This window comes from Maribacter sp. BPC-D8 (genome assembly GCF_035207705.1).
In the GTDB taxonomy this organism is placed as follows: domain Bacteria; phylum Bacteroidota; class Bacteroidia; order Flavobacteriales; family Flavobacteriaceae; genus Maribacter.
In genome coordinates, this window is sequence record NZ_CP128187.1 from 3944307 (window position 1) to 3968181 (window position 23875).

The following is a 23875-nucleotide window of genomic DNA, read 5'->3' on the forward strand; positions in this document are numbered from 1 at the left end:
TTACAATTTATTAATTTTATAGAGCATAGAATAGCATATAACTAGCTATATCTTTGTTTGTGGTTGTTAGGTTTGACTTTAGTTACAAACTAAATAACCGCTTAAAAATTAAAATACATCTACTGATGAAAAATATAAAATTTACCAATTTAGAACGCCAAAAAACGATAGATAGCTTAGAATCTGAAGATTTTGATTTAGTGGTAATCGGTGGCGGAATTACCGGTGGTGGTATCGCCTTAGATGCTGCATCACGTGGGTTAAAAGTAGCCTTGTTAGAAAAAGGAGATTTTGCTTCTGGTACAAGTAGTAAATCGACCAAATTGATACATGGCGGACTGCGATATTTAAAGCAATTCGATTTTTGGTTGGTGAAAGAAGTAGGGTCCGAGCGTGCAATCGTACATAAATTGGCTCCGCATTTAGTATTGCCAGAAAAGATGTTATTACCGTTAATAGAAAATGGTTCTTACGGTAAATGGTTAACATCTATTGGGCTTAAGGTATATGATATTCTAGCTCAGGTTACAGGAGATGATAAGCGAAAAATGCTAGAAAAAAAGGAAGCCTTGAAATTGGAGCCTTTATTGCCGAAAAAAATTTTGAACGGTGCCGGTTATTATGCTGAATATAGAACAGATGATGCCCGTTTAACAATTGAAAATATAAAAAGCAGTCTTTTATTTGGTGCACAGGCATTGAATTATGCTAAGGTAAATGAGTTTGTATATGATGATGAGAAAATTGCAGGTGTTAAGGCGATAGATACGGTTACAGGCAAAGAATTTACAATCAAATCTAAATACGTAATTAGCGCCGCAGGCCCGTGGGTAGATGAGTTAAGAAGCCTTAATAATTCTAAAAAAGGAAAACAACTTCATTTGACAAAAGGGGTACATTTGGTTTTTCCGTATGAAAAGCTGCCAGTGAAGCAATCTTGTTATTTTGATATACCCGATGGTAGAATGATGTTTGCTATACCAAGAGGTAAAATTACTTATGTAGGTACAACGGATACCAACTTTAATGATAATAAAGACAATGTAAGAACAGATCTTGCAGATGCCATTTATTTGATTTCTGCGGTGAATAATATGTTTCCAGCCATTAATTTAGATTTAGAAGATATTGTTTCTTCATGGGCTGGTTTAAGACCGTTAATACATGAAGAAGGTAAGTCTGCGTCAGAATTATCAAGAAAAGATGAGATTTTTGTATCAGATACCGGCTTAATAAGTATTGCAGGTGGTAAGCTAACAGGTTACCGTAAAATGGCAGAAAGAGTGGTGGATCGTATTGCCAAGAAAATGGAAGAGGAATATGATACCGAACTTAAAGAATGTTACACAGAGAAAATATTTCTGTGCGGTAATGTAGATTTCAAGAAATTTAAACATGTAAAAAAATATATTGATGAGGTATATGACCAAATCAAAGAAGAAGGTTTTACAAAGCACGATGCTTGGTTTTTAGTAACCAACTATGGCAAACAGACAGAGACTATTCTTGAAAATTATAAGGGTATTGTAGAAGATGATAAATACGTACGTTTAGCTAAAGCCGAATTAGCTTTTGGTATCGATTATGAAATGGTACAAACCCCAATGGATTTCTTCATTCGAAGAACTGGTAGGCTATATTTCGATATTGATAGCATTAGAACCTTAATGGAACCTTTGATGAAAGAATTTCAAATAAGGTTTAAGGTTACAGATGCTGTAGTCGAAGAATGGAGAACAACCTTAAATGCAGAATTAAAAGAGCATTCAGACTTCTCTTTAGAAAGACGTTAATTTAGCTTATCAGTTAAATCAAGAAACACCTTTTTAGGATTTTTATTCTCATAGAGAACTTTATAAACAGCGTCAATAATAGGAGTTTTGACCTTTTTTGTAAAGTTCTCTTTGATGTTATAAGCACTTTTGGCAGCGTAATATCCTTCGGCAATCATGCTCATTTCCATCTGTGCACTTTTAACGGTATACCCTTTTCCGATCATGTTGCCGAACATTCTATTACGACTAAACACAGAGTATCCGGTAACCAACAAATCACCTAGGTAGGCAGATTCATTAATGTTTCTGTCAATTTTATGAATACGTTTGGTATAGCGTTTCATTTCGCGAATAGCATTACTCATCAATACACTCTGAAAATTATCACCATAACCCAATCCGTGGGCAATACCAGCGGCAATGGCATAAATATTTTTTAACATGGCGGCATATTCTGTGCCGATAATGTCTTTACTGATATTGGTTTTAATATAATTGCTAGAGAGATTACTGGCAATCAATTTTGCCTTCTCTTTATCTGCACAAGCAATGGTTAAATATGAAAGTCGCTCCATCGCAACTTCTTCTGCATGGCAAGGCCCGGTAATAACACCAATATTTTCAAAAGGTATTTCATACGTATTATGAAAATGCTCGCCTACGATTAATCCAGATTCGGGTACGATACCTTTAATTGCAGAAAATATTATTTTGTCTTTCAACGAAACGGTAAGTTTTTCTAATTCTCCCACTAAAAAAGCAGAAGGGATAGCGAAAATTAAAACATCGGCATAATTGACAGCTTCGTTTATGTCATTCGTTAAAATCAATTGCTCAGGTTTAAACTCTACCGAAGTAAGGTAATTTGGGTTATGTTTTTGAGTTTTAATATGCTCAATAGCATCGGTATTACGCATATACCACCCAACTTCTTCTTGGTTATTGGTCAACATTTTAACAATAGCCGTAGCCCAACTTCCACCACCTAAAACCGCAAATTTCGCATCCTTATTCATAGGGCAAATTTACCAATAATTTATATGCTCATAATATGATTAGTATCAGTCTTGTGTAAATTTTGGCATAGAGATTGTTTTATAGTTAGTAACCTATTAAATGAAATCATATGAAAACTATAAAACTACTTACAGGATATTTCCTATTAGCCACCTTAATGGTTTCTTGTTATACAGAAGTAATTATTGAAGATGATTTTATAGAAGAGTCGGCATTCAATACCGACCAAGTTTTACAGAGTTATGATTTATGGTATGTAGATATTAATGCTACTAAAGGTAATGGTGAAGTACCATTTCTACAAAGGGCATTTACGGTTTCCTTTGATCGGGGAGTATTGTATGCAAATAATAATATTGTAGGTATTGGTAAAACAGGTGGAGGCTATGGTATTGATGTAGGAACTTATGGAACATTAAGAGGTACCGTAGATATAGATCATGATATTGATGGCTCTTGGTTTTTAGAAGTTTATGCGGTAAACAATAATACTATAGAGTTGTATGATGCCAGTACAGATACCTCGTACTATTTGAAAGGGTACCAGATTAACAATTTTGATTACGACACCGTATTCTATGATAATATCAACTACTTCATTCAAGAATATGATGCTTGGGAGAAAATTTATACCAGTGAAGCTGGAGCGTTGAATGACTTTGATAATGAAAATTATGTACAGTTTTTGCCAAATTTTTTCAGGTCTTCTTTAGATCCGCCGAATACGAACGTTTCTAATTTACAGTGGGATTTTGAAGGTGATTACCAGGTGTATGATGTACAAGGTGACAATTCATTAAAAACACTGACATTAGACTATGACTTTATGGGCGATGATTACTTTGAGTTATATGTCATTAACGACAGCACTATAGAGCTATACCACCCAGATAGTGGCACAACATATGAGTTTAAAGGTAGAGGATACCAAGAGTATTTGAAGTCTAGTAAAGGTACAGAAAGTAAGAAAAGAATAAAATCTTCTAACCCTACCATGAAAGTAGAGCGAAAGAAGGCAAAATAGTTTTTAAGTTGATTGTCTCAAAAATGCCCTATTCAGTTATAATAGGGCATTTTTTATGCTTCAGATTTTACATCTTTCATAATAACAGCATCAATATCGATAGGTTTGTCTGTATGAAGAACCGATATGTCGCCTGTAGTTTCAAAAATGACAGCTCTTACTTGCGACAGCTGTAAAACATTTGCTTCACGAAGTTTACCCATTAAATCTGCCTGACTTACCAATGCCTTTTTTAAGTTCTCTTTTAAAATTGTACCGTTTTTCATTAGAAGAATTGGGGTGTTGGTTATTACTTTTTGTGCAGTATCAGATGAAGACAGTAGCTTGGCAAATAATGCTTGTAAACCAGCAAGCAAGGCTATAGAAACCATAGCGGGCATTAAACTTGATTCAGGTGTGTTTACCGCATCGGCTAAGATAGAACCCATGGCAATGGTAACTGCAAAATCAAAACTTGTCATTTTAGCGAATGTTCTTTTACCTGTTACACGGGTAATGAACATCATATATAAATAGATAAAAATTGCTGCTACAACTATTTGTAAAACGGTTTTTAGTGAAAGTGGGTCAAAAATTTCCATGAGTATATTTTTAGAAGTTATTCGCTATCCATCTAAAAGGTAGATGAATGTTGAGATTGTGTTCCGCTAAAAATAAAAAGGTCTCACGTTACATGTTTCCTCTTTTGCATATAATCATAGTTCATTTAATTGCGCTGTAGTCTCTTTTTAAATGCTGACGGATTTTCTCCCGTTACTTTTTTAAACGTTCGGTTGAAGTATGATAAACTTTCGAATCCGCATTCAAAGCAGGTTTCACTAACATTCTTTCCGGTAAGTAATAAACGTTTCGATTGGCTGATGCGGTATTGATTTAAGAATTCTATAAAAGTGCTGCCTGTGGCTTTTTTAAAATAGCGACAAAAGGCAGGTTTCGTTAAATTACAGAATTTAGCAACTTCATCTACCGAAATTTTACCCTGGTAGCGTTCATCGATTAGAGCATAAATATCACGAATTCTACTCTGTTCTTTTTTACTATACCTATTCTTATACGGTTTTTTGTGTAGCAATTCGAACTCATTGCTTTGAGAGAGTCTTTTAAGAATATTCATGATTGCCATAAAATATTCAAAAGGTTTAAGGGTGTGGAGTTCTTTTAATAATTCGCCCACTACTTTTTTAGTTTCCCCGTGAAAAGCGATTCCGTATCTCGATAGATCCAATAATCTATTTAAGTTTTTCAATTCTGGAATAGGGTCTACAAAATCACTCTTGAAAGAAGGTTTAATGTGTAAGACTTCTTCACGGTATGTTGTTTTTACACCGTAGTCAAAATTTAGGTGTGGTATGTTAGAACCTATAAGAACCAAATCGGTTTCTTGGTATTCAGAAATATGATCACCAACATGTCTTGTTCCGTTAGCACCTTCAATATAAACGATTTCATATTCAGGGTGAAAATGCCAATAAAAGAGATGGCTCAGCTTTGGGTCGTGCAGTAAACGAAACGGACTATTAGTTGCCGGTTCAATAGTTTCTAACTCAATTTTCATGAGCTAAATGTAACAAAATTGCGCATAATTTTGGTCTATTGGTGTTTTTTAATCAATATAGTTCAAATTGTGGTTAATATTACGGTAGTTCAAGTTGCTAACGCTCAGTAGTTTTATAAAACATTTCAACCTTAAATTTTTATACGATGCAACAAACAAACAACAAAGTTGAGCAGGGTAATAAAGCGCATAAGGATATGCCAGGTAACCCGTCAACGGCAACAAGCAGTAAACAAAAATTGAATGATCGATCTAACGGTAAACCACTTCGTATACTCAGCGAAGAAGATTGGAAATTCTGGATAGAGAACGGATACATAGTTATAAAAAATGCAGTACCGCTAGAGCAAGCTAAAGCAACGGCAGATTTTCTTTGGGAGTTTGATGAAAAGAGTCCGACAGATTCTTCAACATGGTATGCACCGCCAAGAGCAGAAATGCAAATGAAAGAACTAACCGGAACCGGAATGGTTGAGGTATATAACCATCAACATTTATGGAATAATAGACAAACGCAAAAAGTATATGATGCTTTTGTAGATGTTTGGGGTACGGAAAAGTTGTGGGTTACTATTGATCGTGCAAATCTAAATTTTCCATTACCACCAGGTGTAGATAAGGAAGGATTTATACATTGGGATTATGATCCGGAAACAAAACCACAAAACGTTCAAGGAGTATTGGCATTGGCTGATCAAGAAGATGAGAATATGGGCGGCTTTCAATGTATACCATGGTTGTACCGTAATTATGATTCTTGGAAATTGACACAGCCACAAGACCGCGACCGTTTTCAACCTTCATTAGATGGTTTAGAAGATAAAATTGTAAAAGTAAAAATGAAGGCTGGCGATTTATTGATTTTCAATAGTACAGAACCACACGGTATTCGACCAAATAAATCAAAAGATAAAGTTCGAATAGCGCAGTACATTTCAATGATGCCTGCTGAGCCAGAAAATGAAGAAATGCGTAATTGGAGAGTAAATTCATGGAAGAACAAAATCGCGCCTGAGGGGTATGCTTTTCCGGGTGATCCGCGTAAATGGGAACAAACCAAATATGATACTGCTAAATTATCACCGTTAGGAGAGAAATTATTGGGCATAACAAGCTGGTAGATAGATAATTTGTTAATAATCAATAGGTTTGTGGTGAGGCCAGTAAATATTACTATTTTTGCGCCCTTTAAAGTTAGAGGCACATGGTGAAGATTTTCAATTTATTCGATTTCAAACAAAAAGTAGACTATAAAAATGAAATTTTAGCAGGATTAACGGTTGCAATGACAATGATTCCAGAATCATTGATGTTTGCCATTCTTGCAGGATTTTCACCATTAGTAGGTTTGTACGGTGCTTTTATTATGGGATTGGTTACGGCGATATTTGGAGGTAGACCTGGGCTAATTTCTGGTGGAGCTGGTGCAACTGTAGTGGTACTAATGGCATTAATGAATTCTCATGGTTTAGAATACGTATTTGCAGCAGTTGCTTTTGCGGGTGTTATTCAATTAATTGTTGGTTTTTTAAAGCTGGGTAAATTTATTCGATTAGTTCCTCAGCCCGTTATGTTTGGCTTTGTTAATGGTTTGGCCATTATTATTTTTATGGCACAAATGGACCAATTTAAAGTTGGTGTAGGTGATGCTGCAGTTTGGCTAACAGGTACTACATTATATACTATGGTAGGCTTGGTGCTGTTCACCATTGCAATAATTGTTTTTGTTCCCAAACTTACGAAAGCAGTCCCGGCTTCATTAATAGGAATCATTGTTGTGTTTCTAGTAGTATATTTTCTAAATATAGAAACCAAACAAGTAGTAGATATCATAAATCAAGACACATTACCAGGAGAAGCTCTAAAGTCGCTTAGTGGTACCTTGCCTTCTTTTCACATACCAACGATTCCCTTTACATTAGAAGCCTTTAAAATTATTTTGCCTTACGGATTAATAATGGCAGCTGTAGGTTTAACTGAAGGTTTGCTTACGTTGAACTTGGTAGATGAGATTACAGGTACAAAAGGAAACAGTAATAGAGAGTGTCTCGCGCAAGGAGGCGCAAATATTTTGAACGGTTTCTTTGGTGGCATGGGTGGTTGTCCAATGATTGCACAAACCTTGGTTAACCTATCGGCAGGTTCAAGAGCAAGGTTGTCAGGTATAATTGCTGCGTTAACGATATTGGTAATCATATTGTTCGGAGCACCGGTAATAGAATTGGTGCCTATAGCTGCATTGGTCGGAGTTATGGTAATGGTTGCTGTTGGTACATTCGAATGGGCAAGTTTTAAGGCATTGAAAAGAATGCCTAAACCAGATATTTTTGTAATGATATTGGTTACTTTAATTACCGTTATTTTACACAATTTAGCGTTAGCAGTTTTAATAGGTGTAATAATTTCAGCATTGGTATTTGCTTGGGAAAGTGCCAAGAGAATTAGAGCTAGAAAATATGTTGATGAAGCAGGGGTAAAACATTATGAGATTTACGGACCTTTATTTTTTGGTTCTGTAACTGCGTTTAGTGAAAAGTTCGATGTGGCAAACGATCCAGACGAGGTGATTATAGATTTTGCAGAAAGTAAAGTTTCAGATATGTCGGCAATTGAAGCCTTAAATAGAATAACAGAACGATATGCCGACCAAGGTAAAAAAGTTCACTTAAGGCACTTAAGTAAAGATTGTATTAGCCTTTTAAATGATGCTGAAGACATTATTGATGTAAATGTTATGGAAGATCCTACCTATAAGGTTATGGTTAATAAGCCTCTTTCAAAAGCAAAAGGTCCAGAAACTAAAAACCCTTTTAATCTTTGGGGTTTATAGGTGTTTGCATTCTTTTCCGTGTTGTTAACTAAAATAATAGATAGCATAGAAGGCAGCTAAAACTATAGCAATTGAAAGAATATAGATTCCTATTTCTTGTATGCTGTCTTTTTTGGCTTGAGCTCTTATTTTATCACGTACTATTTTACGCTCTACATCGGTAAGTTCTTTAAAGTGTAATTTGGTTTCTTGAGAGTAGTCTAAATAATCTTTACGCAAATCTCTAAAGCTTCTACTTTTTTTAAGTAGCGCCCTATTTGCCTTTATTACTTTCATTGGTTGTCCGCCGTATCCCATCGTCATTTCTTTCTTATATGTAGTAAAATTGACCGTTTTGTTACATGAAATTCAATTATTCTTAGTTTTTGAACAATTCTTTTATACATTTAATGATCTTAATAGAAGATGGATTTTTCTCTTTATAGAGCGGAATTTTTTTAGATTAGAGCATTAGAAATATGAAGAATAAAGTCAGTTTGCTTATCGCAATTTTTGGAATAGTTTTTTTAAACAGTTGTAAGGTGGAAGAGTCAAAAAATGAAGAGGTTTTGTTTGTAGGAACATATACTGATAATGGTAGTGAAGGTATTTACAGATTCAATTTAAATTTAGACACAGGTGAATTGATAAATAAAACATTAGCAGCGAAAATTAAAAGCCCTTCTTTTATCGCATTTTCTCCAGATAGAAATTCTTTATATGCCGTAAGTGAGGTCAATGATTATAAAAAAGAAGATGGTTCAATTACCACATTTAGAGTAAAAGATACTTCTCTTGTTAACGTAGAGGAGCAATCTACGCATGGTGCACACCCGTGTTTTGTAGGTGTTAGTGATGATGGAAAATTAGTTGCGGTAGCAAATTATACAGGAGGTAATGTATCGGTATATAACGCCTTAGAAAATGGGAATCTTAAGCCGTCTCCACAAGTTATTGATCATAAGGTGTTAGACACAAGTAGAACGGCACATGCACACATGGCATCATTTTTAAATGATGAATTGATAGTGTCTGATTTGGGTCTAGACCGAATTAAGAAATATAAAGTGTCTGACGGCAATTTTGTTCCAAGCGAACAAAAACAATTAGTGGTTGCAGAAGGTGCTGGTCCTAGGCATTTTGTAACATCAGAGAATGAAGAATTTCTTTATGTAATCAATGAATTAAACTCTACCATAACCATGTTTCAGAAAGAAGATGGTAAGTATTATGGTAAGAAAACCTATGATACAGTAGCATCAGATTTTGAAGAAGAGAGTTTTTGCGCCGATCTTCATTTATCACCAGATGGCAAATTTCTTTATGGTACAAATAGAGGAGAAAATACTGTAGTGATATTTAAAGTAGACCAAACTACCGGAAAATTAGAATTGGTAGGTAGAGAGTCTGTAAAGGGCGATTGGCCAAGAAACTTCACTATAGACCCTACAGGTAAATATGTACTGGTAGCAAATCAACGAAGCAACAATATTGTTGTTTTTAATAGAGATTCAGAAAATGGCACTCTAAGTTTTGTTAGCCAGGTTGATTTGCCTAGTCCAGTATGTTTAAAATTCTATTAATTAGATTTTATAATCTGTAGCAAGTCATTTTTAGGGACTACGCCAGATTGTCTCCAAACCTGTTTTCCGTCTTTAAAAAGGATCATAGTCGGTACACCTCTAACTTGGTATTGAGATGCCAATGTTTGATTCTTATCTACGTCTATTTTTACGACTTTAATAGCGTCGCCTAAATCTCCTTTTACATCTTTTAAAATAGGAGCTAGCGTTTTACATGGTCCACACCAGTCAGCAAAAAAGTCTACTAAAACCGGAGTGTCTCCTTTTATGATATCAGAAAATGATGATTTCATATCTTTTGTTTTATAAATTAATACTAATTTTTAGCTAATGTTAAGTTAGCAAATTCCTGTTGATGGATCACAACTATCACCTGTAGCAATTATTTTTAACGGCGCTACTTGTTGAAAAGCCTCTAAAAATGCAGATGGTGGTTGAGCACCGCTAATTCCGAATTTATCATTGATGATAAAGAAAGGTACACTGTTAACACCACGTTGCTGGTAATGGGCAATTTCTTGTTTTACAGCATACGCAATAGCATCATCATTTAGAATGTTTTCTGTTTTTTCTGGCGACCAATCATATTCAGCCATAATAGCAATCAGAACATCAATCTCGTTCAGGTGAAGATTTTCATCAAAATACGCTTTCATTAAACGTTCTTTCAAAGCATCTTTAAACCCCTCCTCACCAGCAACGTGTAATAGTTGATGCAATGGTAGGGTATTAATTGCCAACCATTCTTTACCAAAGTTGAAGTTAATGCCTTCTTCTTTTCCGCTCTCTTGTAAGCGTTTGGTCATTTCAAGAGGTCCGTCAACACTACCGAATTTATTGGTTAGGTAAGTATCTCTGTCTAGTCCTTCTTTTGGTATGTTCGGGTCTAATTGAAATGGGTGCCATTCAATTTCTATCTCGGCACCATCCCATTCTTTTATTGCTTTTTCTAATCTTTTCTTACCAACATAACACCATGGGCAAGCAACATCAGAAACTATATCTATTTTTATTTTATCGTTTTGCATATATCAATCATTTAATACCTAATTGGTCGTAAAAAGTACTGAGAACATACTTTTATAAGTAACAAAGAGTATTTGTTGAAAAAAGAAAACCCTTTCATTTTCATGAAAGGGTTTTCGGTATTAGGTTGGCGTTTAACTTTATAGCGTACGTAAGTATTCTGCTAAGTTACGAGCATCCTCTTCATTTAAATTCTGATTAAGCATAATTGCATTGTTGTATTCTTTCAATAATGCCTTTGCAATAGGATCTTCTTTCAACATTTTATCAGGATTGATAATCATGTTCATTACCCATTCTGGACTTCTACGTTCGTAAACACCTTTTAATGCCGGCCCGATCATACGTTGCTCTGCCATATGGCAAGCAGTACAAATTGTCTGAAATTTTTCTTTACCTGCAGCAGCCATTTCTTCGTTTACTGCCTCGTCAAAAGTAACACTGGTAATAGGGCCTACACCTTTATTGTCTAAATCAACCGGTACACCTTCACTTGCTGTTTCAGCTTTTGCTTCTTTTTTGGTTCTGTTCATTTCAAAACCTTCTTTTTTCTCTTCCTTTTTCTCGCCACAACTAATGATCATTGTGCTAAGAGCTAATAAAGTGAATAATTTGCGCATACGTTACTATATTTTAATTGTTGTCTGTAAATTGAGGGACTAATATATGAATTTTTGCGGGTCGACGTATGTTTTAATACGTATCGAGCTAAGTTTTTAACTAATAAGTTTAAGTAAGTAACAATTTGTGTTGGCGATTTTATATTTGTTCGTTAACCTTACTCTATGTTATCTAAAAATTCTAACGTGCGCCTTTCTGTATAGGTGAAGTTATCGTTACCGTAGAAGCCAACATGACCACCATATTTAGGCGTTTCTAGAAAAAGGCTGCTGTGTTGTTTGGCAATATCTATAGGATAACATTCAGACCCTAAAAAAGAATCATTTAAAGCATTGATAATTAAAGTAGGTACATCAATATTTTCTAAAAATTGAAGACTACTGCTTTTGGCGTAATAATCCATCGCATCGGTAAAACCATGAGCTCTACTCGTATAAAAATCATCAAAATCTTTAAGAGTTTTAATATTTTCAATATCTGTATCTGAGATGAGATCAGGAAACAATTGTTGTTTCTGTTTTAGTTTTATGATGATGTTACCTTTAAATCTTTTGGCATATAGCGCGTTCTTAAACTGCAATAATTGGTCAAGCGAATCTGCTAATTGGCAAGGCACTGAAATAGCAACCGCCCCTTTGATTTCAGTAGGTAATTCTCGTTTTTCACCTAAGTATTTAAGTAGAAGGTTACCGCCAAGGCTAAAGCCATTTAAGTAAATATTTTGGTATTTATCTAATTGTAAAACATGTTCAATAACAGCATGTAGATCTTCGGTTGCTCCAGAGTGGTAAGAGCGATATAATTTATTGGCTGTGCCACTACATCCTCTAAGGTTTATAGCGCAAATATCATATCCAGATTCTGTCAAAGCTTTTGCGCTGCCCTTCATATAAGCTCGTTTAGAACTGCCTTCTAATCCATGAATTATAATAACCAATTTTTTGGATGTAGATGAAGCGTAGCTCCAGTCCGTATCTAAAAAATCAGAATCAGGTAATGTAATACGAACTCGTATTTGATCTAAGTCTTCTACTTTTCTAACTAACCCAGAATATATGGTAGATAGATGCCCGTTCTTAAAAAATAGAGGCGGATTATATGTAGAGTTAACTAAAGGCATTTGTTTGAAAGGTAAAATTTTTATTTACTTCGGATATGTTTCTAGAACTTTAATCTGCTCTTCGATAGCATCTTTAAATTCCGTTTTTAAATGAGATACCAATTCGGCAACGGGTACAGAATCGTCAATAAGAGCAGAACCTTGCCCTGCAGACCAGATTGTTTTCCAAGCTTTAGCTTCGGTATCTAATTCTTTACCAAAATCTATTTTCACATCTTTCTTAAGATCTTCTTCGGTAATACCTGCCGCTTTTAAACTAGCGCCTAGAAAGTTGGCATGTACACCAGAAATTGAAGCGGTATACACCACATCGCTAGCACCTGCATCAATAATCATTTGTCGATATTCAGGTGTAGCTTTACTTTCATTTGTATTGATAAAACGCGTACCCATATATGCTAAGTCGGCACCCATTTGAAGGGCAGAAGCAATATCTCTACCCGTACTTATACATCCCGAGAGAAGAATAGTTTTATGGTAGAATTTCTTTATTTCGGCAACTAAAGGCATTGGATTAATAGTACCGGCATGACCACCTGCGCCGGCAGCAACAAGAATCAATCCGTCTACACCAGCTTCAGCAGCTTTCTCGGCATGACGTTTTTTTATGATATCGTGAAAAACCAATCCGCCATAACTATGAATCGCATCGACTACTTGCGAAACAGCACCTAAAGAAGTGATGATCAAGGGTACTTTATGCTTCACACATAATTTTACATCTGCTTCTAATCTTGGGTTTGTGGCGTGTACAATTAAGTTTACGCCAAACGGAGCAGCTTTTTTGCCTGTCTCTTCTTCAAAGGTCTTTAGGGCAGATTTTATTTCAATAAGCCATTCTTCAAAACCTTCACTAGTACGTTGGTTCAATGCAGGGAAAGTGCCAACGATACCATTTTTACAACATTCAATTACCAATTGTGGTCCAGAAATTAAAAACATTGGGGCTGCAACTACAGGCAATGATAACTCTTTAATGAAAGCGGGTTTATTTGACATAGTGATGTAAATTTTGAACGTGATTTAAAAATAACTATAAAAAACGATGTTTTTTAGTTCTTACATTTCAAAACTATGTTATTTTTATAAGGTATTATGCATGCATAACAAAAATTATTAAAATGTATACGAAGGATTTTGAAGTACGATGGAGTGATATTGATGCAAATCGACATTTAGCAAATTCGGCATATGTTAATCTTATGAGCCACACACGAATGGCTTTTTTAATGGAGCAGGGCTTCGATCAAAAGACCATGGTGACTTATAAAATAGGACCTGTAGCATTTTATGAACACATGTATTATTTTAAAGAAGCCTTTCTTGGTAATCAAGTCAAAGTTTCTCTAGAGATTATGGGGCTAAGTGAAGATGGTAAATTTTTTGAGTTCCACCATAATTTTTACAATGACAAAGGAGAAAATATAGCACGTTGTGAAATGATGGGATCATGGATCAGTTTAGAGTCTAGAAAGCTAACGGGATTGGCAGAAGAATTGATGAGTAAATTCAGTGATTTCGAAAAAGGAGAAGGTTTTAGAGTGCTCACAAAAGAACATACAAGAGAATTTTTGAAAATTCCTAAAAATTTATAGGAATTGTAGTGTTAAAAACTTTATTTTTAAATGATTCAATAAATTACAGTCGTACTCCCCCTTTGACTGTTGAGTGATCAATAACCGATAATAACATATTTACTTAATGGTTAGCCTACCAGAAGAAATATTTCAAGATACATACGGTAAAGTAAAAAAGTTGATTGTAACCAAAAAGTTGGTGCCGGGGCAACTTATTACTGAGCATAGGCTATCGCACACCTTAAGTATTAATGACAATACTGTGCCAGTAGTGTTGTTACAATTAAAACAAGAGAGTTTGCTGGTTGGCAGCTTAGATAATGGACTTTCTGTTAGAGAATTGTGTGAGCAAGAAATCGCTGAAATGTTCGATTGCAGAATAGCATTAGAAACGATGGCGGTTAAACTTTTTACACGCAATGCACCGCAATCTAAAATTGACGATTTAAGAAATTTATTAGTACCATTTGAAAATGGACCTAAAAACGGATATGTGTTCTATAAAATCGATCGATACTTTCACGAGTATATTGTAAAGAATTGTGGTAATAGAACATTATATCAAATGTATAAGTCAGCCAAAATACTGCCTTTTATGGATCTTGTGGGTCTAAACAGACCTTTGAATATAATTTTACAAGAACATCTTGATTTAGTGTCTGCTATGCATCACCGCGATGAGATTAAGGCTTTTGAAGTATTGTCGAACAATTTAGAAAACGCAAAACAATCACATGTTTAATTCTCTTGTAGTTGTCTTTTTGGTCTTTTGCTAGAGAGATATACACCGACTAAAACAAAACAACCAGCAATAATTTTTACTGTAGTAATAGTGTCTTGGCCTGTAAATACAGCATAGGCTATACCAACTAATGGTTGTACATATACAAAAGCGCTTAGGGTAGAGGCTTTTAATTGGGTAAGTGCAAAAATATTAAAGAGGTAGGTGCAGAAAGTTGTACCGAGAATTACAAAACCAATACCGAAATAAGCTTCGAAAGGTAAAGTACTCCATGAAATTTCTGTGAATTCTTGGTATCCAAAAGGTAGGCATATAAGTACACCCAAAGAAAATAGCCATTTCATGAAGGTAAACGGATGATATTTGCTGATCAGTATTTTTACCAATACTAAATAAGATCCGTAGAACATAGAGTTCAAAAAGATCAAGAAATTACCTAGAGGTATATTTGGGGCATCTTGTCTAACTTCGGTGCCGAACAAAATTAGGCCTAAGGCACCAAGTAATCCGACAGTGATCCCGATTATTTTTCTTCCTGATATTTTTTCTTTTAAAATTACTGCCGACAGAATTAACACTACAATAGGTGTGGTGGTGATTAGCACAGCACTATTTATGGGTGTAGAGAGTGAAAGACCTTTAAAAAATACCAACATGTTTAAAGCCATACCTAATAAGGCACAAATCAACATACGTAAGTAATCTTTAGGGTCAATACGTTCTTTTGGTCCTAAAGGTGAAATCAACCAAAATAGAATAGCTGCACCGAGAACCCTTAAAATTATAAATCCGAAGGGTTGCACATAATGTGGCATAATACCTTTTGCAATAGTATGGTTAACTCCATAAATGGTAGTTGCCCCAATAGCAGCGAGTATGGCTAGTAATCTTTTGCTCAAGAGTGAATAGCTGTTTTAGCAGCTTCTACTATCTTCTTACTATTTCCTATGAAAATTTGGTCATCAACAATAATGACAGGTCGTTTTAGAAAGGTGTATTGTTCTAATATCAGCTCTTTAAAATTTTCTTCTGAAAGGTTTTGTTCTTTAAGATTTCGCTCTCGGTATAAAACAGCTCTTTTACTAAACAAATCTTCGTAGCTGTGAGAAAGACTATGCATTTGTTCGAGCTGAGAAGGCGTTATAGGTTCTGTTTTTATATCCTGAAGTTCAAAACCTGTAAGTGGTTGTAGTTCTTTGATAATACGTTGGCAAGTAGAACAAGTGCTTAAATGGTATATTTTTTTCATGACCTTGAGTGCTTAGGATGATGCTTTTTATCTTTCCGAAAGAAAAAACTCTGTTATTGGATGTAGGCTTTAGAAATACAAAGAAACTTAAATATCATTAATTGTGCTATTTTTACAAAGCATAAAATGTGAAATGATGACTGAGAATATATTTGAGATTATGTTGCAAAATCGTAGAAATCTACATGCGATATTAACAAAAACACCTAAAGAAAAGCTTCTTGAAATACCAGCAGGTTTCAATAATAATGTGTATTGGAATATAGCACATACGGTAGCAACACAACAAGTTCTTATCTATAAGTTAAGCGGATTACAAATGCGTATACCTAAAGATTTGGTTGCTAAATTTAGTAAAGGTACCGTGCCAGATGGCACAGCTACAGATGAAGAAATGATGATGGTTGCAGATTTTTTAATTTCTACAGCAGAATGGCTTATAGAAGATTACGATACTGCACTTTTTCAAACATTCAACGAGTATAAAACCAGCGCGCGTGTTACCCTTAAAAATGTTGATGATGCGATAGTATTTAATTTGTTGCACGAAGGTCTTCACCTTGGGCAAATTACCCTATTGTTGAAGCAATTGGCTTAAGGTTGTTGCGGATACTTTAAAAAAGTGTTTGCTTCTATATAAGGTATAGTTAGTGTAATTGGACCATCTGCAAAGGAAGCTATTTCGTAAGGCTCGTAGAAAAGTAGGAGTCCGACTTCGGTATACCCTAAATTGTCAGGCAAATAGAAATTCTCAGTTTCGAACATAAAACCGGTATTGTTTATAGAACCTTCTACAGGTATGTTTTCTTGCTTTCTAAAAAGCGTCTCGGCATATGTTTTAAAATCGTCTAAGTTGTTGAATAGATCTTCTTGGTATAATTCTTTGCTACTAGTTTTATCAAAATTTAAAAACCTGTTGGTGCCATAACCATGTGCTCCACCGGTATAGATGTAAGATTCTAATTTGATTGTAATAATATTTTCGTTTTCGAAAGTTATAGTGCCTTCGATTGTAGCTTCCCAAGGCATAGATTCTTCAGGGAATTTTCCGTTGAGTTCTTCATAATCATATAAAAAAGCTTCTTTGGCTTCTTCAAGATTTTGAGCATTACTTTCCTCATCAAAATTTAGTAATGCAATAATCTCACCTTCTAAGGCAGCATTGATAGTCTTGCTTAATTTTGTTTTGCCAGTTGCCTCAGGTATTTCGATACGAACAGAGGTGCAATTATCGCAAGAATCAGTAGCGATGGTCAATGGTTCAAAAGAAAGGGTGTTCTTATTATTACAGCCAATAAGTATAAAACAAATAAGTAGGTAGGTAAGCTTAGATTTCATGGAGAGATTAGATTTAATGTAAAAATACAGCTTCATTGTATTCCCCGAAAGATAACAATACATTTGTGTTGTGTATCATTGAAAGAAAACCGAAATGTGGTCAAATAGGTATTATTATTTAAACTTATATAAGGACGAAAAATTGAATTTCGTTTATGATACACAAGAGTTGAGAGATTTTATCGATAAAATACCAGAGTTACGCCCGGTAAATGAATATGAATTCAAAAACACCGAATCTTTCCCTTTCACTCAATTATTGCTTTTGAATGTTGAAAGTTTAGATAATTGGACAGAAAGTGATACTCATCCGAAAAAGACTAATTTGATCAGTATTGTCTGTGCAAAAGGAGAACAGATTGATTTCAATGAAGTGAAAAGAGTATTCATAAATATTGCTTCATTTCTAAAGTGGAATTTGGTTCAGGAAGAAACTGATGAAGGAATTGAGAATTATATAGTTTGGAAACCTGAATAATATTAAAACTAACCTTTATAAATACTTGAATATGGCTTCTGAAAATTTAAAGTTCAATACGAAAACCATACATGGTGGTCAACAACCAGATGAAGCATATGGTGCGGTTATGCCACCTATATATCAAACATCAACATATGCCCAAACTACACCAGGTGGTCATAAGGGATATCAATATTCTAGAAGTGCCAACCCAACAAGAACAGCACTAGAAAATTCTTTAGCGAGTATAGAAGGTGGTGAATTTGGTTTAGCCTTTGGTAGTGGTATTGCAGCGATTGATGCGGTCATTAAATTGTTAGCCCCAGGCGATGAAGTAATTTCAACAGATGACCTTTATGGAGGGACATATAGAATATTCAAAAAGATATTTGAAAAGTTTGGTATCGTTTTTCATTTTGTAGGGATGCAAGGTACAGATGCTGTACGTGATAAAATAAATACGAAAACAAAGTTGATTTGGGTAGAAACGCCTACCAACCCAATGATGAACATTATAGATATAAAAGCAGTAGCAGCCCTAACTAAAGGGACAGATATTTTGCTAGCGGTAGATAATACCTTTGCTACCCCTTATTTGCAATTGCCGTTAGAACTGGGTGCAGATATAGTAATGCATTCAGCTACCAAATATCTTGGTGGTCATAGCGATACGGTTGTTGGGGCACTAGTGGTCAAAGACAAAGAATTAGCCGATAATCTTTATTTTATACAAAATGCAAGTGGTGCCGTTTGTGGACCTATGGATAGTTTTTTGGTCTTAAGAGGAATAAAAACACTGCACGTACGTATGCAGCGCCATTGTGAAAATGGTAGGGCGATTGCCGAATACCTTAAAAGAAATTCTAAAATTGAAAAGGTGTACTGGCCAGGTTTCGAAGACCACCCTAATCATCGTATAGCTAAAGAGCAGATGAAAGATTTTGGTGGCATGATTTCTTTTGTACCTAAAGGTGGTAGTTATGACGATGCCATTAAGATTGTAGAAAAGCTACAGGTATTTACATTGGCAGAGTCTTTAGGTGGTGTAGAAAGTTTAGCGGGTCACCCTGCAAGTATGACCCATGCAAGTATTCCAAAAGAAGAACGACTTAGAAGCGGAGTGGTTGATTCGTTGATTAGATTAAGTGTTGGTATTGAAGATGTTGATGATTTAATAGCAGATTTAGAGCAAGCAATAGAATAATAGCCTAAACGTTAAATTATATGTAGTAAGAATAGGTAGTTTGTTGTCAAAACAACAATTTTTATCGATTTTTAAAAAAATAAGCTATCAAATTACACAAATAGCATAATTTTGACGTTATACTTTGAAATCAATAATTTAAATAAGTTTAAAAGGCTTTATGGAGAATAAAATAAAAGCATTTATGGATGAGGTTATTGCCAGAAATGGTCACGAACCAGAATTCATACAAGCGGTGCAAGAAGTTGCAGAAACTGTTATACCATATATTGCAAATCAAGACATATATAATGGTAAGAACATTCTTTTAAGAATGGTAGAACCAGAACGTTTAATTTCATTTAGAGTAGCATGGGTTGATGATGCAGGTGAAATTCATGTAAACCGTGGGTATAGAATACAAATGAACTCAGCAATAGGCCCGTATAAGGGTGGTTTGCGTTTTCATCCAACTGTAAATGCGAGTATTCTTAAATTCTTAGCTTTTGAGCAAGTATTTAAGAACAGTCTTACAACATTACCAATGGGTGGTGGTAAAGGTGGTTCTGATTTTGACCCAAAAGGTAAATCTGATGATGAGGTAATGCGTTTTTGCCATGCCTTTATGTTAGAATTAAATAGACATATTGGTCCTAATACAGATGTACCTGCTGGTGATATTGGTGTTGGTGCTCGTGAAATAGGTTTCCTTTTTGGTATGTACAAAAAGATACGTAACGAGTTTACCGGTGTATTAACTGGTAAAGGTCTTTCTTGGGGTGGTTCTAAAATTAGACCAGAGGCTACAGGTTACGGTACTGTGTATTTTGCACAAAGTATGCTAAAGACAAAAAACGAAACTTTTGAAGGCAAAACAGTAGTAATTTCTGGATCAGGAAATGTTGCTCAGTATGCAGCTGAAAAAGCAATTTTATTAGGAGCTAAAGTGGTAACACTTTCAGATTCTAGCGGATATATTTATGATAAAGATGGCTTGAACGATGAGAAGCTTGCCTTTGTAATGGATCTTAAGAATAATAGAAGAGGTCGTATTTCTGAATATGCAGATAAATATGCTTCTGCTGAATTTCATAAAGGGAAAACACCTTGGGAAGTAAAATGTGATATTGCATTACCATGTGCTACCCAAAACGAGTTGGACCAAAATGATGCTAAAAAGTTATTGAAAAATGGATGTATGTGTGTTGCAGAAGGTGCTAACATGCCTTGTGATACAGATGCTGTTCATGAATTCAATAACGCAAAAATATTGTTTGCACCAGGTAAAGCTTCAAACGCAGGTGGTGTTGCAACGTCTGGTCTAGAAATGTCTCAGAATTCATTAAGAATTAGCTGGACACGTGAAGAGGTTGATGAACGTTTAAAAGACATTATGGAAGATATTCACGATTCTTGTATCGAATACGGTAAAGATGAGAATGGTTTCTGTAACTATGTAAAGGGAGCCAACATTGCTGGTTTCGTTAAGGTAGCCGATGCCATGTTAGCACAGGGTGTTATCTAGAACTTAATTTTACGATAATAAACATATAATGCGAGACTCTATTTTAGGGTCTCGCATTTTTTTATGCAAGGTTGTCACCAAGCTTCAATCAACTATCTTTGTTAAAATAGATGTTCTAATATGCAGGTAACCACAAAGGCTATAATATTTTCTGCAATTAAATATGGCGATACAAGTCTTATTGTCAAAGCCTTTACAGCATCAGACGGAATTAAGTCATATTTATTGCGAGGGGTGTTATCTTCAAAGAAAGGCAAATTAAAAACCGCTTATTTTCAGCCCTTAACGCAATTAGAGATTGTTGCCAACCACAAGAACAAAGGCACATTAGAGACGCTAAAAGAAGCGAAGGTTTTTTATCACTATCAAACTTTATATGCAGACATGGCTAAAAATGCCATGACATTGTTTTTAGCAGAGTTATTGGGCAATAGCATACGAGAAGAAGAGAAAAATGAAGATTTGTTCCAGTTTTTAGAAGCATCATTACAATGGTTGGATATGCATAAAGATGTGGCTAATTTTCATCTCTATTTTATGTTGTCATTGACACGCTTTTTAGGCTTTTATCCAGATGTATATCAGATAGATAAGCCCTATTTCGATTTGTTAGAAGGGGAGTTTGCTGCCGTCGAATCATTGAACCCAATGTTAAGAGGAGAGAATATTTATTATTTCAAGACCTTATTGGGCACAAATTTTGATGCAATGCATACCGTGAAGATGAAGAAAAATAATCGCCAAGAATTACTGAAATCTTTAATCCTTTATTTTGAATTGCATTTACAAGGATTTAGAAAACCAAAGTCGCTTGCCGTTTTAAATGATGTTTTTAATACCTATGTATAAGTACCTATTTATAGCACTTTTTTTATGTTGTTGTTTTGGTAATGCTCAAGAAATTATCGTGCTAGATGCCGATAGTGGTGAAGAGGTTTCCAATGTGGCTGTATACAACAAAGATAAATCTAAGATTGCGCTATCGAAATTCGATGGGGTTTTTGATGCTTCTGTATTTACAAGTAAAGAACGCATCACACTAAAGCATATTGGTTATCAAGAATTTAAAACCACTAAGCAGCAATTGCAAAGACAAGGTAACACTGCTTATTTGATTATGAAGGCTCAGCAATTAGATGAAGTGGTAATGTCCGTTTCTAAATGGGAGCAGCAAAAAAGAGACATTCCCAATAGAATAATTTCTTTAGATGCAAGGTCGATTGCTTTTTCTGCGCCGCAAACAGCTGCCGATTTACTCCAAAATAGTGGTAAGGTATTTGTCCAAAAAAGCCAAATGGGTGGTGGTAGCCCTATGATCCGTGGGTTTGCCACAAATAGATTGTTGCTATCTGTTGATGGCGTTAGAATGAACAACGCCATATTTAGAGGTGGTAATGTGCAAAATGTAATATCTGTTGATCCCTTCACCATCAAGAATACAGAGGTTATTTTTGGTCCGGGTTCGGTTATATATGGTAGTGATGCAATTGGTGGAGTAATGAATTTTTACACTAAAAAACCCATGTTATCGCAGAATGATAGCCTTTTGGTGCACGGTAATGCCAATTATAGATTTGCATCGGCGAATATGGAGAATACCGTACATGCAGATATTAACCTAGGTAAAAAAACATGGTCTTCACTTACAAGTATGACGTATAATAATTTTCAAGATTTAAGAATGGGTTCTCACGGCCCAGATTCTTATTTAAGAAATACATACGTGCAAACTGTAAATGGTATTGATGAGTTGGTGGAAAATGATTCTCCTAAAAAGCAAGTATCAACAGGTTATGATCAAATAAACTTCATGCAGAAATTTCTGTTTAAACCCAATGCTAAATGGGATTTGAACTTAGGAGCCTATTACTCAGAAACTTCAGACTATTCTAGATATGACCGTTTAATTAGACCTACAAGTGATGGTTTGGGCTTGCGTTCAGCAGAATGGTATTATGGACCGCAGAAGTGGTTTATGGGTAATGCGCAGGTTCAGAAAAAAGGAAACGGAAAAGTATATGATGGTTTAAAATTAGGTTTGGCATATCAGCATTTTGAAGAAAGTAGAATTAATAGAGATTTTCAAGATGCGATAAGAAATACAACCAAAGAAAAAGTAGATGCGGTAAACTTTAATATTGACCTTGAGAATAAGAAGATTGGCGATTTTAGGCTGTATTACGGTACTGAGTATATCTATAATAAAGTAAGGTCAAATGGTTTTGATTTAAATATTAATACTGACGAAAAAACCGATGCTGCATCACGCTACCCAGACGGGTCTACTTGGCAAAGCTTAGCGGGGTACGCAAATGGAGAGTATAAAGCTAAGCCTAATTTCACAATCATGTCTGGTTTGCGATATAGCCATGTATGGGTAGATGCTGTTTTTGATGATACTTTTTATGATTTTCCGTTTGAGACCGCAGATTTAAGTACAGGAGCATTAACAGGTAGTATAGGTTTTAGTTGGTTCCCCAGAGCGAATCTACAGGTTACATTAAATGGATCTACAGGTTTTAGGGCTCCGAATATAGATGATGTCGGTAAAATTTTTGATTCTGAACCAGGGTCGGTGGTCGTGCCAAATCCTGATTTAGAGCCTGAGTATGCGTATAATGCTGAAATAGGTGTTCAGCGAAATATAAATGATAAGATCATATTAAAGGGTGCGGCATATTACACGTATTTAGTAGACGCTTTGGTACGTAGAGATTTTAGTTACAATGGAGTTTCTGAAATTGAATATGGTGGCGAATTAAGTAATGTGCAGGCAATTCAAAATGCAGCTAAAGCCTATGTTTATGGTTTTGAATTTGGGTTAGAGGCTTATTTGACCGAACAATGGTCGATATCATCTAACTTGACATTTACAGAAGGTGTAGAAGAGGAAGATGATGGTTCAGAAACTCCCGCACGTCATGCAGCACCAACCTTTGGGGATTTCCACATCGTATGGAAAAATCAAAGACTACGCACAGATTTGTTCTTGAATTATAATGGAGAAATTGCGTATGATGATCTTGCGGTTTCAGAACAGTCTAAAGAGTATATTTATGCTGCAGATGAAAATGGAAACCCGTTTGCACCATCTTGGTATACTTTAAATTTTCGCTCCCAATATGATGTAACCAATAGATTTAAGGTAACCGCAAGTTTAGAAAATTTAACTGATCAGCGGTATAAAACATATTCTTCTGGTTTAGTTGCGCCAGGTATAAATATAATTCTTGGTGTTGGGTATCATTTTTAAATAAAAAAAGACCCGGTA

The 23875-nt window shown here is 35.1% G+C and carries 25 protein-coding genes; 13 read left to right on the top strand and 12 right to left on the bottom strand.

What is annotated here, in order from left to right:
* Positions 1 to 125 precede the first annotated feature (125 nt).
* Positions 126 to 1793 (top strand): glycerol-3-phosphate dehydrogenase/oxidase, encoded by a 1668-nt coding sequence (locus QSV08_RS17320; protein ID WP_324024964.1) that lies wholly within the window; start codon positions 126 to 128, stop codon positions 1791 to 1793.
* Here QSV08_RS17320 and QSV08_RS17325 read toward each other — a convergent pair.
* Complete coding sequence (locus QSV08_RS17325; RefSeq protein ID WP_324024965.1) at positions 1790 to 2791, bottom strand: NAD(P)H-dependent glycerol-3-phosphate dehydrogenase; 1002 nt, start codon at positions 2789 to 2791, stop codon at positions 1790 to 1792. The two genes, QSV08_RS17320 and QSV08_RS17325, sit on opposite strands and share 4 nt — an antisense overlap.
* Positions 2792 to 2901: 110 nt before the next feature.
* Between QSV08_RS17325 and QSV08_RS17330 the strand changes: the two genes are divergently transcribed.
* Entirely contained in the window at positions 2902 to 3816 is a 915-nt protein-coding gene (locus QSV08_RS17330; protein WP_324024966.1) for a nicotinic acid mononucleotide adenyltransferase, read from the top strand.
* Between the two features lie 53 nt (positions 3817 to 3869).
* On the opposite strand, the gene QSV08_RS17335 is transcribed toward QSV08_RS17330, so the two are convergent.
* Both QSV08_RS17335 and QSV08_RS17340 read right to left on the bottom strand, forming a co-directional pair.
* Positions 3870 to 4397 (bottom strand): DUF421 domain-containing protein, encoded by a 528-nt coding sequence (locus QSV08_RS17335; RefSeq protein WP_324024967.1) that lies wholly within the window; start codon positions 4395 to 4397, stop codon positions 3870 to 3872.
* A gap of 125 nt (positions 4398 to 4522) precedes the next feature.
* Positions 4523 to 5371, bottom strand: a complete 849-nt coding sequence (locus QSV08_RS17340; protein ID WP_324024968.1) for a helix-turn-helix domain-containing protein — start codon at positions 5369 to 5371, stop codon at positions 4523 to 4525.
* Between the two features lie 146 nt (positions 5372 to 5517).
* On the opposite strand from QSV08_RS17340, the gene QSV08_RS17345 reads away from it, so the two are divergent.
* Positions 5518 to 6492 (top strand): phytanoyl-CoA dioxygenase family protein, encoded by a 975-nt coding sequence (locus QSV08_RS17345; RefSeq protein ID WP_324024969.1) that lies wholly within the window; start codon positions 5518 to 5520, stop codon positions 6490 to 6492.
* Positions 6493 to 6575: 83 nt separating this feature from the next.
* Complete coding sequence (locus QSV08_RS17350; protein WP_324024970.1) at positions 6576 to 8201, top strand: SulP family inorganic anion transporter; 1626 nt, start codon at positions 6576 to 6578, stop codon at positions 8199 to 8201.
* A 24-nt stretch (positions 8202 to 8225) separates the two neighbouring features.
* On the opposite strand, the gene QSV08_RS17355 is transcribed toward QSV08_RS17350, so the two are convergent.
* The gene (locus tag QSV08_RS17355) at positions 8226 to 8504 is read right to left on the bottom strand and encodes a hypothetical protein (protein WP_324024971.1); all 279 of its coding nucleotides are present in this window, start codon (positions 8502 to 8504) and stop codon (positions 8226 to 8228) included.
* A 218-nt stretch (positions 8505 to 8722) separates the two neighbouring features.
* On the opposite strand from QSV08_RS17355, the gene QSV08_RS17360 reads away from it, so the two are divergent.
* Entirely contained in the window at positions 8723 to 9763 is a 1041-nt protein-coding gene (locus tag QSV08_RS17360) for a lactonase family protein (protein WP_324024972.1), read from the top strand.
* Here QSV08_RS17360 and trxA read toward each other — a convergent pair.
* The 5 genes from trxA to QSV08_RS17385 all read right to left on the bottom strand — a co-directional run bounded on the left by trxA (position 9760) and on the right by QSV08_RS17385 (position 13529).
* Positions 9760 to 10056 (bottom strand): thioredoxin, encoded by a 297-nt coding sequence (trxA, locus tag QSV08_RS17365; RefSeq protein WP_276493382.1) that lies wholly within the window; start codon positions 10054 to 10056, stop codon positions 9760 to 9762. The two genes, QSV08_RS17360 and trxA, sit on opposite strands and share 4 nt — an antisense overlap.
* Before the next feature lie 45 nt (positions 10057 to 10101).
* Positions 10102 to 10791: a DsbA family oxidoreductase gene (locus QSV08_RS17370; RefSeq protein ID WP_324024973.1), complete on the bottom strand. Its 690-nt coding sequence runs from the start codon at positions 10789 to 10791 to the stop codon at positions 10102 to 10104.
* Positions 10792 to 10929: 138 nt separating this feature from the next.
* Positions 10930 to 11409, bottom strand: coding sequence for a c-type cytochrome (locus tag QSV08_RS17375; RefSeq protein WP_324024974.1), 480 nt, complete (start codon positions 11407 to 11409; stop codon positions 10930 to 10932).
* A 158-nt stretch (positions 11410 to 11567) separates the two neighbouring features.
* Positions 11568 to 12530: a YheT family hydrolase gene (locus tag QSV08_RS17380; protein ID WP_324024975.1), complete on the bottom strand. Its 963-nt coding sequence runs from the start codon at positions 12528 to 12530 to the stop codon at positions 11568 to 11570.
* 24 nt (positions 12531 to 12554) lie between these two features.
* The gene (locus QSV08_RS17385) at positions 12555 to 13529 is read right to left on the bottom strand and encodes an NAD(P)H-dependent flavin oxidoreductase (protein ID WP_324024976.1); all 975 of its coding nucleotides are present in this window, start codon (positions 13527 to 13529) and stop codon (positions 12555 to 12557) included.
* 122 nt (positions 13530 to 13651) lie between these two features.
* Between QSV08_RS17385 and QSV08_RS17390 the strand changes: the two genes are divergently transcribed.
* Together QSV08_RS17390 and QSV08_RS17395 are read left to right on the top strand one after the other, a co-directional pair.
* Positions 13652 to 14125: an acyl-CoA thioesterase gene (locus QSV08_RS17390; protein WP_324024977.1), complete on the top strand. Its 474-nt coding sequence runs from the start codon at positions 13652 to 13654 to the stop codon at positions 14123 to 14125.
* Between the two features lie 106 nt (positions 14126 to 14231).
* On the top strand, positions 14232 to 14849 hold the full coding sequence (locus tag QSV08_RS17395; RefSeq protein ID WP_324024978.1) for a GntR family transcriptional regulator: 618 nt from the start codon (positions 14232 to 14234) through the stop codon (positions 14847 to 14849).
* Here QSV08_RS17395 and QSV08_RS17400 read toward each other — a convergent pair.
* Positions 14846 to 15748, bottom strand: a complete 903-nt coding sequence (locus QSV08_RS17400; protein WP_324024979.1) for a DMT family transporter — start codon at positions 15746 to 15748, stop codon at positions 14846 to 14848. The two genes, QSV08_RS17395 and QSV08_RS17400, sit on opposite strands and share 4 nt — an antisense overlap.
* Positions 15745 to 16098: an arsenate reductase family protein gene (locus QSV08_RS17405; protein ID WP_324024980.1), complete on the bottom strand. Its 354-nt coding sequence runs from the start codon at positions 16096 to 16098 to the stop codon at positions 15745 to 15747. Before QSV08_RS17405 ends, QSV08_RS17400 begins: the two co-directional genes overlap by 4 nt.
* Before the next feature lie 133 nt (positions 16099 to 16231).
* On the opposite strand from QSV08_RS17405, the gene QSV08_RS17410 reads away from it, so the two are divergent.
* The gene (locus tag QSV08_RS17410; protein WP_324024981.1) at positions 16232 to 16696 is read left to right on the top strand and encodes a DinB family protein; all 465 of its coding nucleotides are present in this window, start codon (positions 16232 to 16234) and stop codon (positions 16694 to 16696) included.
* On the opposite strand, the gene QSV08_RS17415 is transcribed toward QSV08_RS17410, so the two are convergent.
* Complete coding sequence (locus tag QSV08_RS17415) at positions 16693 to 17436, bottom strand: DUF3298 and DUF4163 domain-containing protein (protein WP_324024982.1); 744 nt, start codon at positions 17434 to 17436, stop codon at positions 16693 to 16695. The two genes, QSV08_RS17410 and QSV08_RS17415, sit on opposite strands and share 4 nt — an antisense overlap.
* Positions 17437 to 17530: 94 nt before the next feature.
* Between QSV08_RS17415 and QSV08_RS17420 the strand changes: the two genes are divergently transcribed.
* The 5 genes from QSV08_RS17420 (at position 17531) to QSV08_RS17440 (ending at position 23857) form a co-directional block, all read left to right on the top strand.
* Positions 17531 to 17914, top strand: coding sequence for a hypothetical protein (locus QSV08_RS17420; protein WP_324024983.1), 384 nt, complete (start codon positions 17531 to 17533; stop codon positions 17912 to 17914).
* A gap of 31 nt (positions 17915 to 17945) precedes the next feature.
* The gene (locus tag QSV08_RS17425) at positions 17946 to 19100 is read left to right on the top strand and encodes a cystathionine gamma-synthase (RefSeq protein WP_324024984.1); all 1155 of its coding nucleotides are present in this window, start codon (positions 17946 to 17948) and stop codon (positions 19098 to 19100) included.
* Positions 19101 to 19260: 160 nt separating this feature from the next.
* Complete coding sequence (gene gdhA / locus QSV08_RS17430) at positions 19261 to 20604, top strand: NADP-specific glutamate dehydrogenase (protein WP_324024985.1); 1344 nt, start codon at positions 19261 to 19263, stop codon at positions 20602 to 20604.
* Between the two features lie 120 nt (positions 20605 to 20724).
* Positions 20725 to 21453, top strand: a complete 729-nt coding sequence (gene recO, locus QSV08_RS17435) for a DNA repair protein RecO (RefSeq protein ID WP_133674169.1) — start codon at positions 20725 to 20727, stop codon at positions 21451 to 21453.
* Positions 21446 to 23857: a TonB-dependent receptor plug domain-containing protein gene (locus tag QSV08_RS17440; protein WP_324024986.1), complete on the top strand. Its 2412-nt coding sequence runs from the start codon at positions 21446 to 21448 to the stop codon at positions 23855 to 23857. The genes recO and QSV08_RS17440 overlap by 8 nt, the downstream gene beginning before the upstream one ends.
* Positions 23858 to 23875 lie beyond the last annotated feature (18 nt).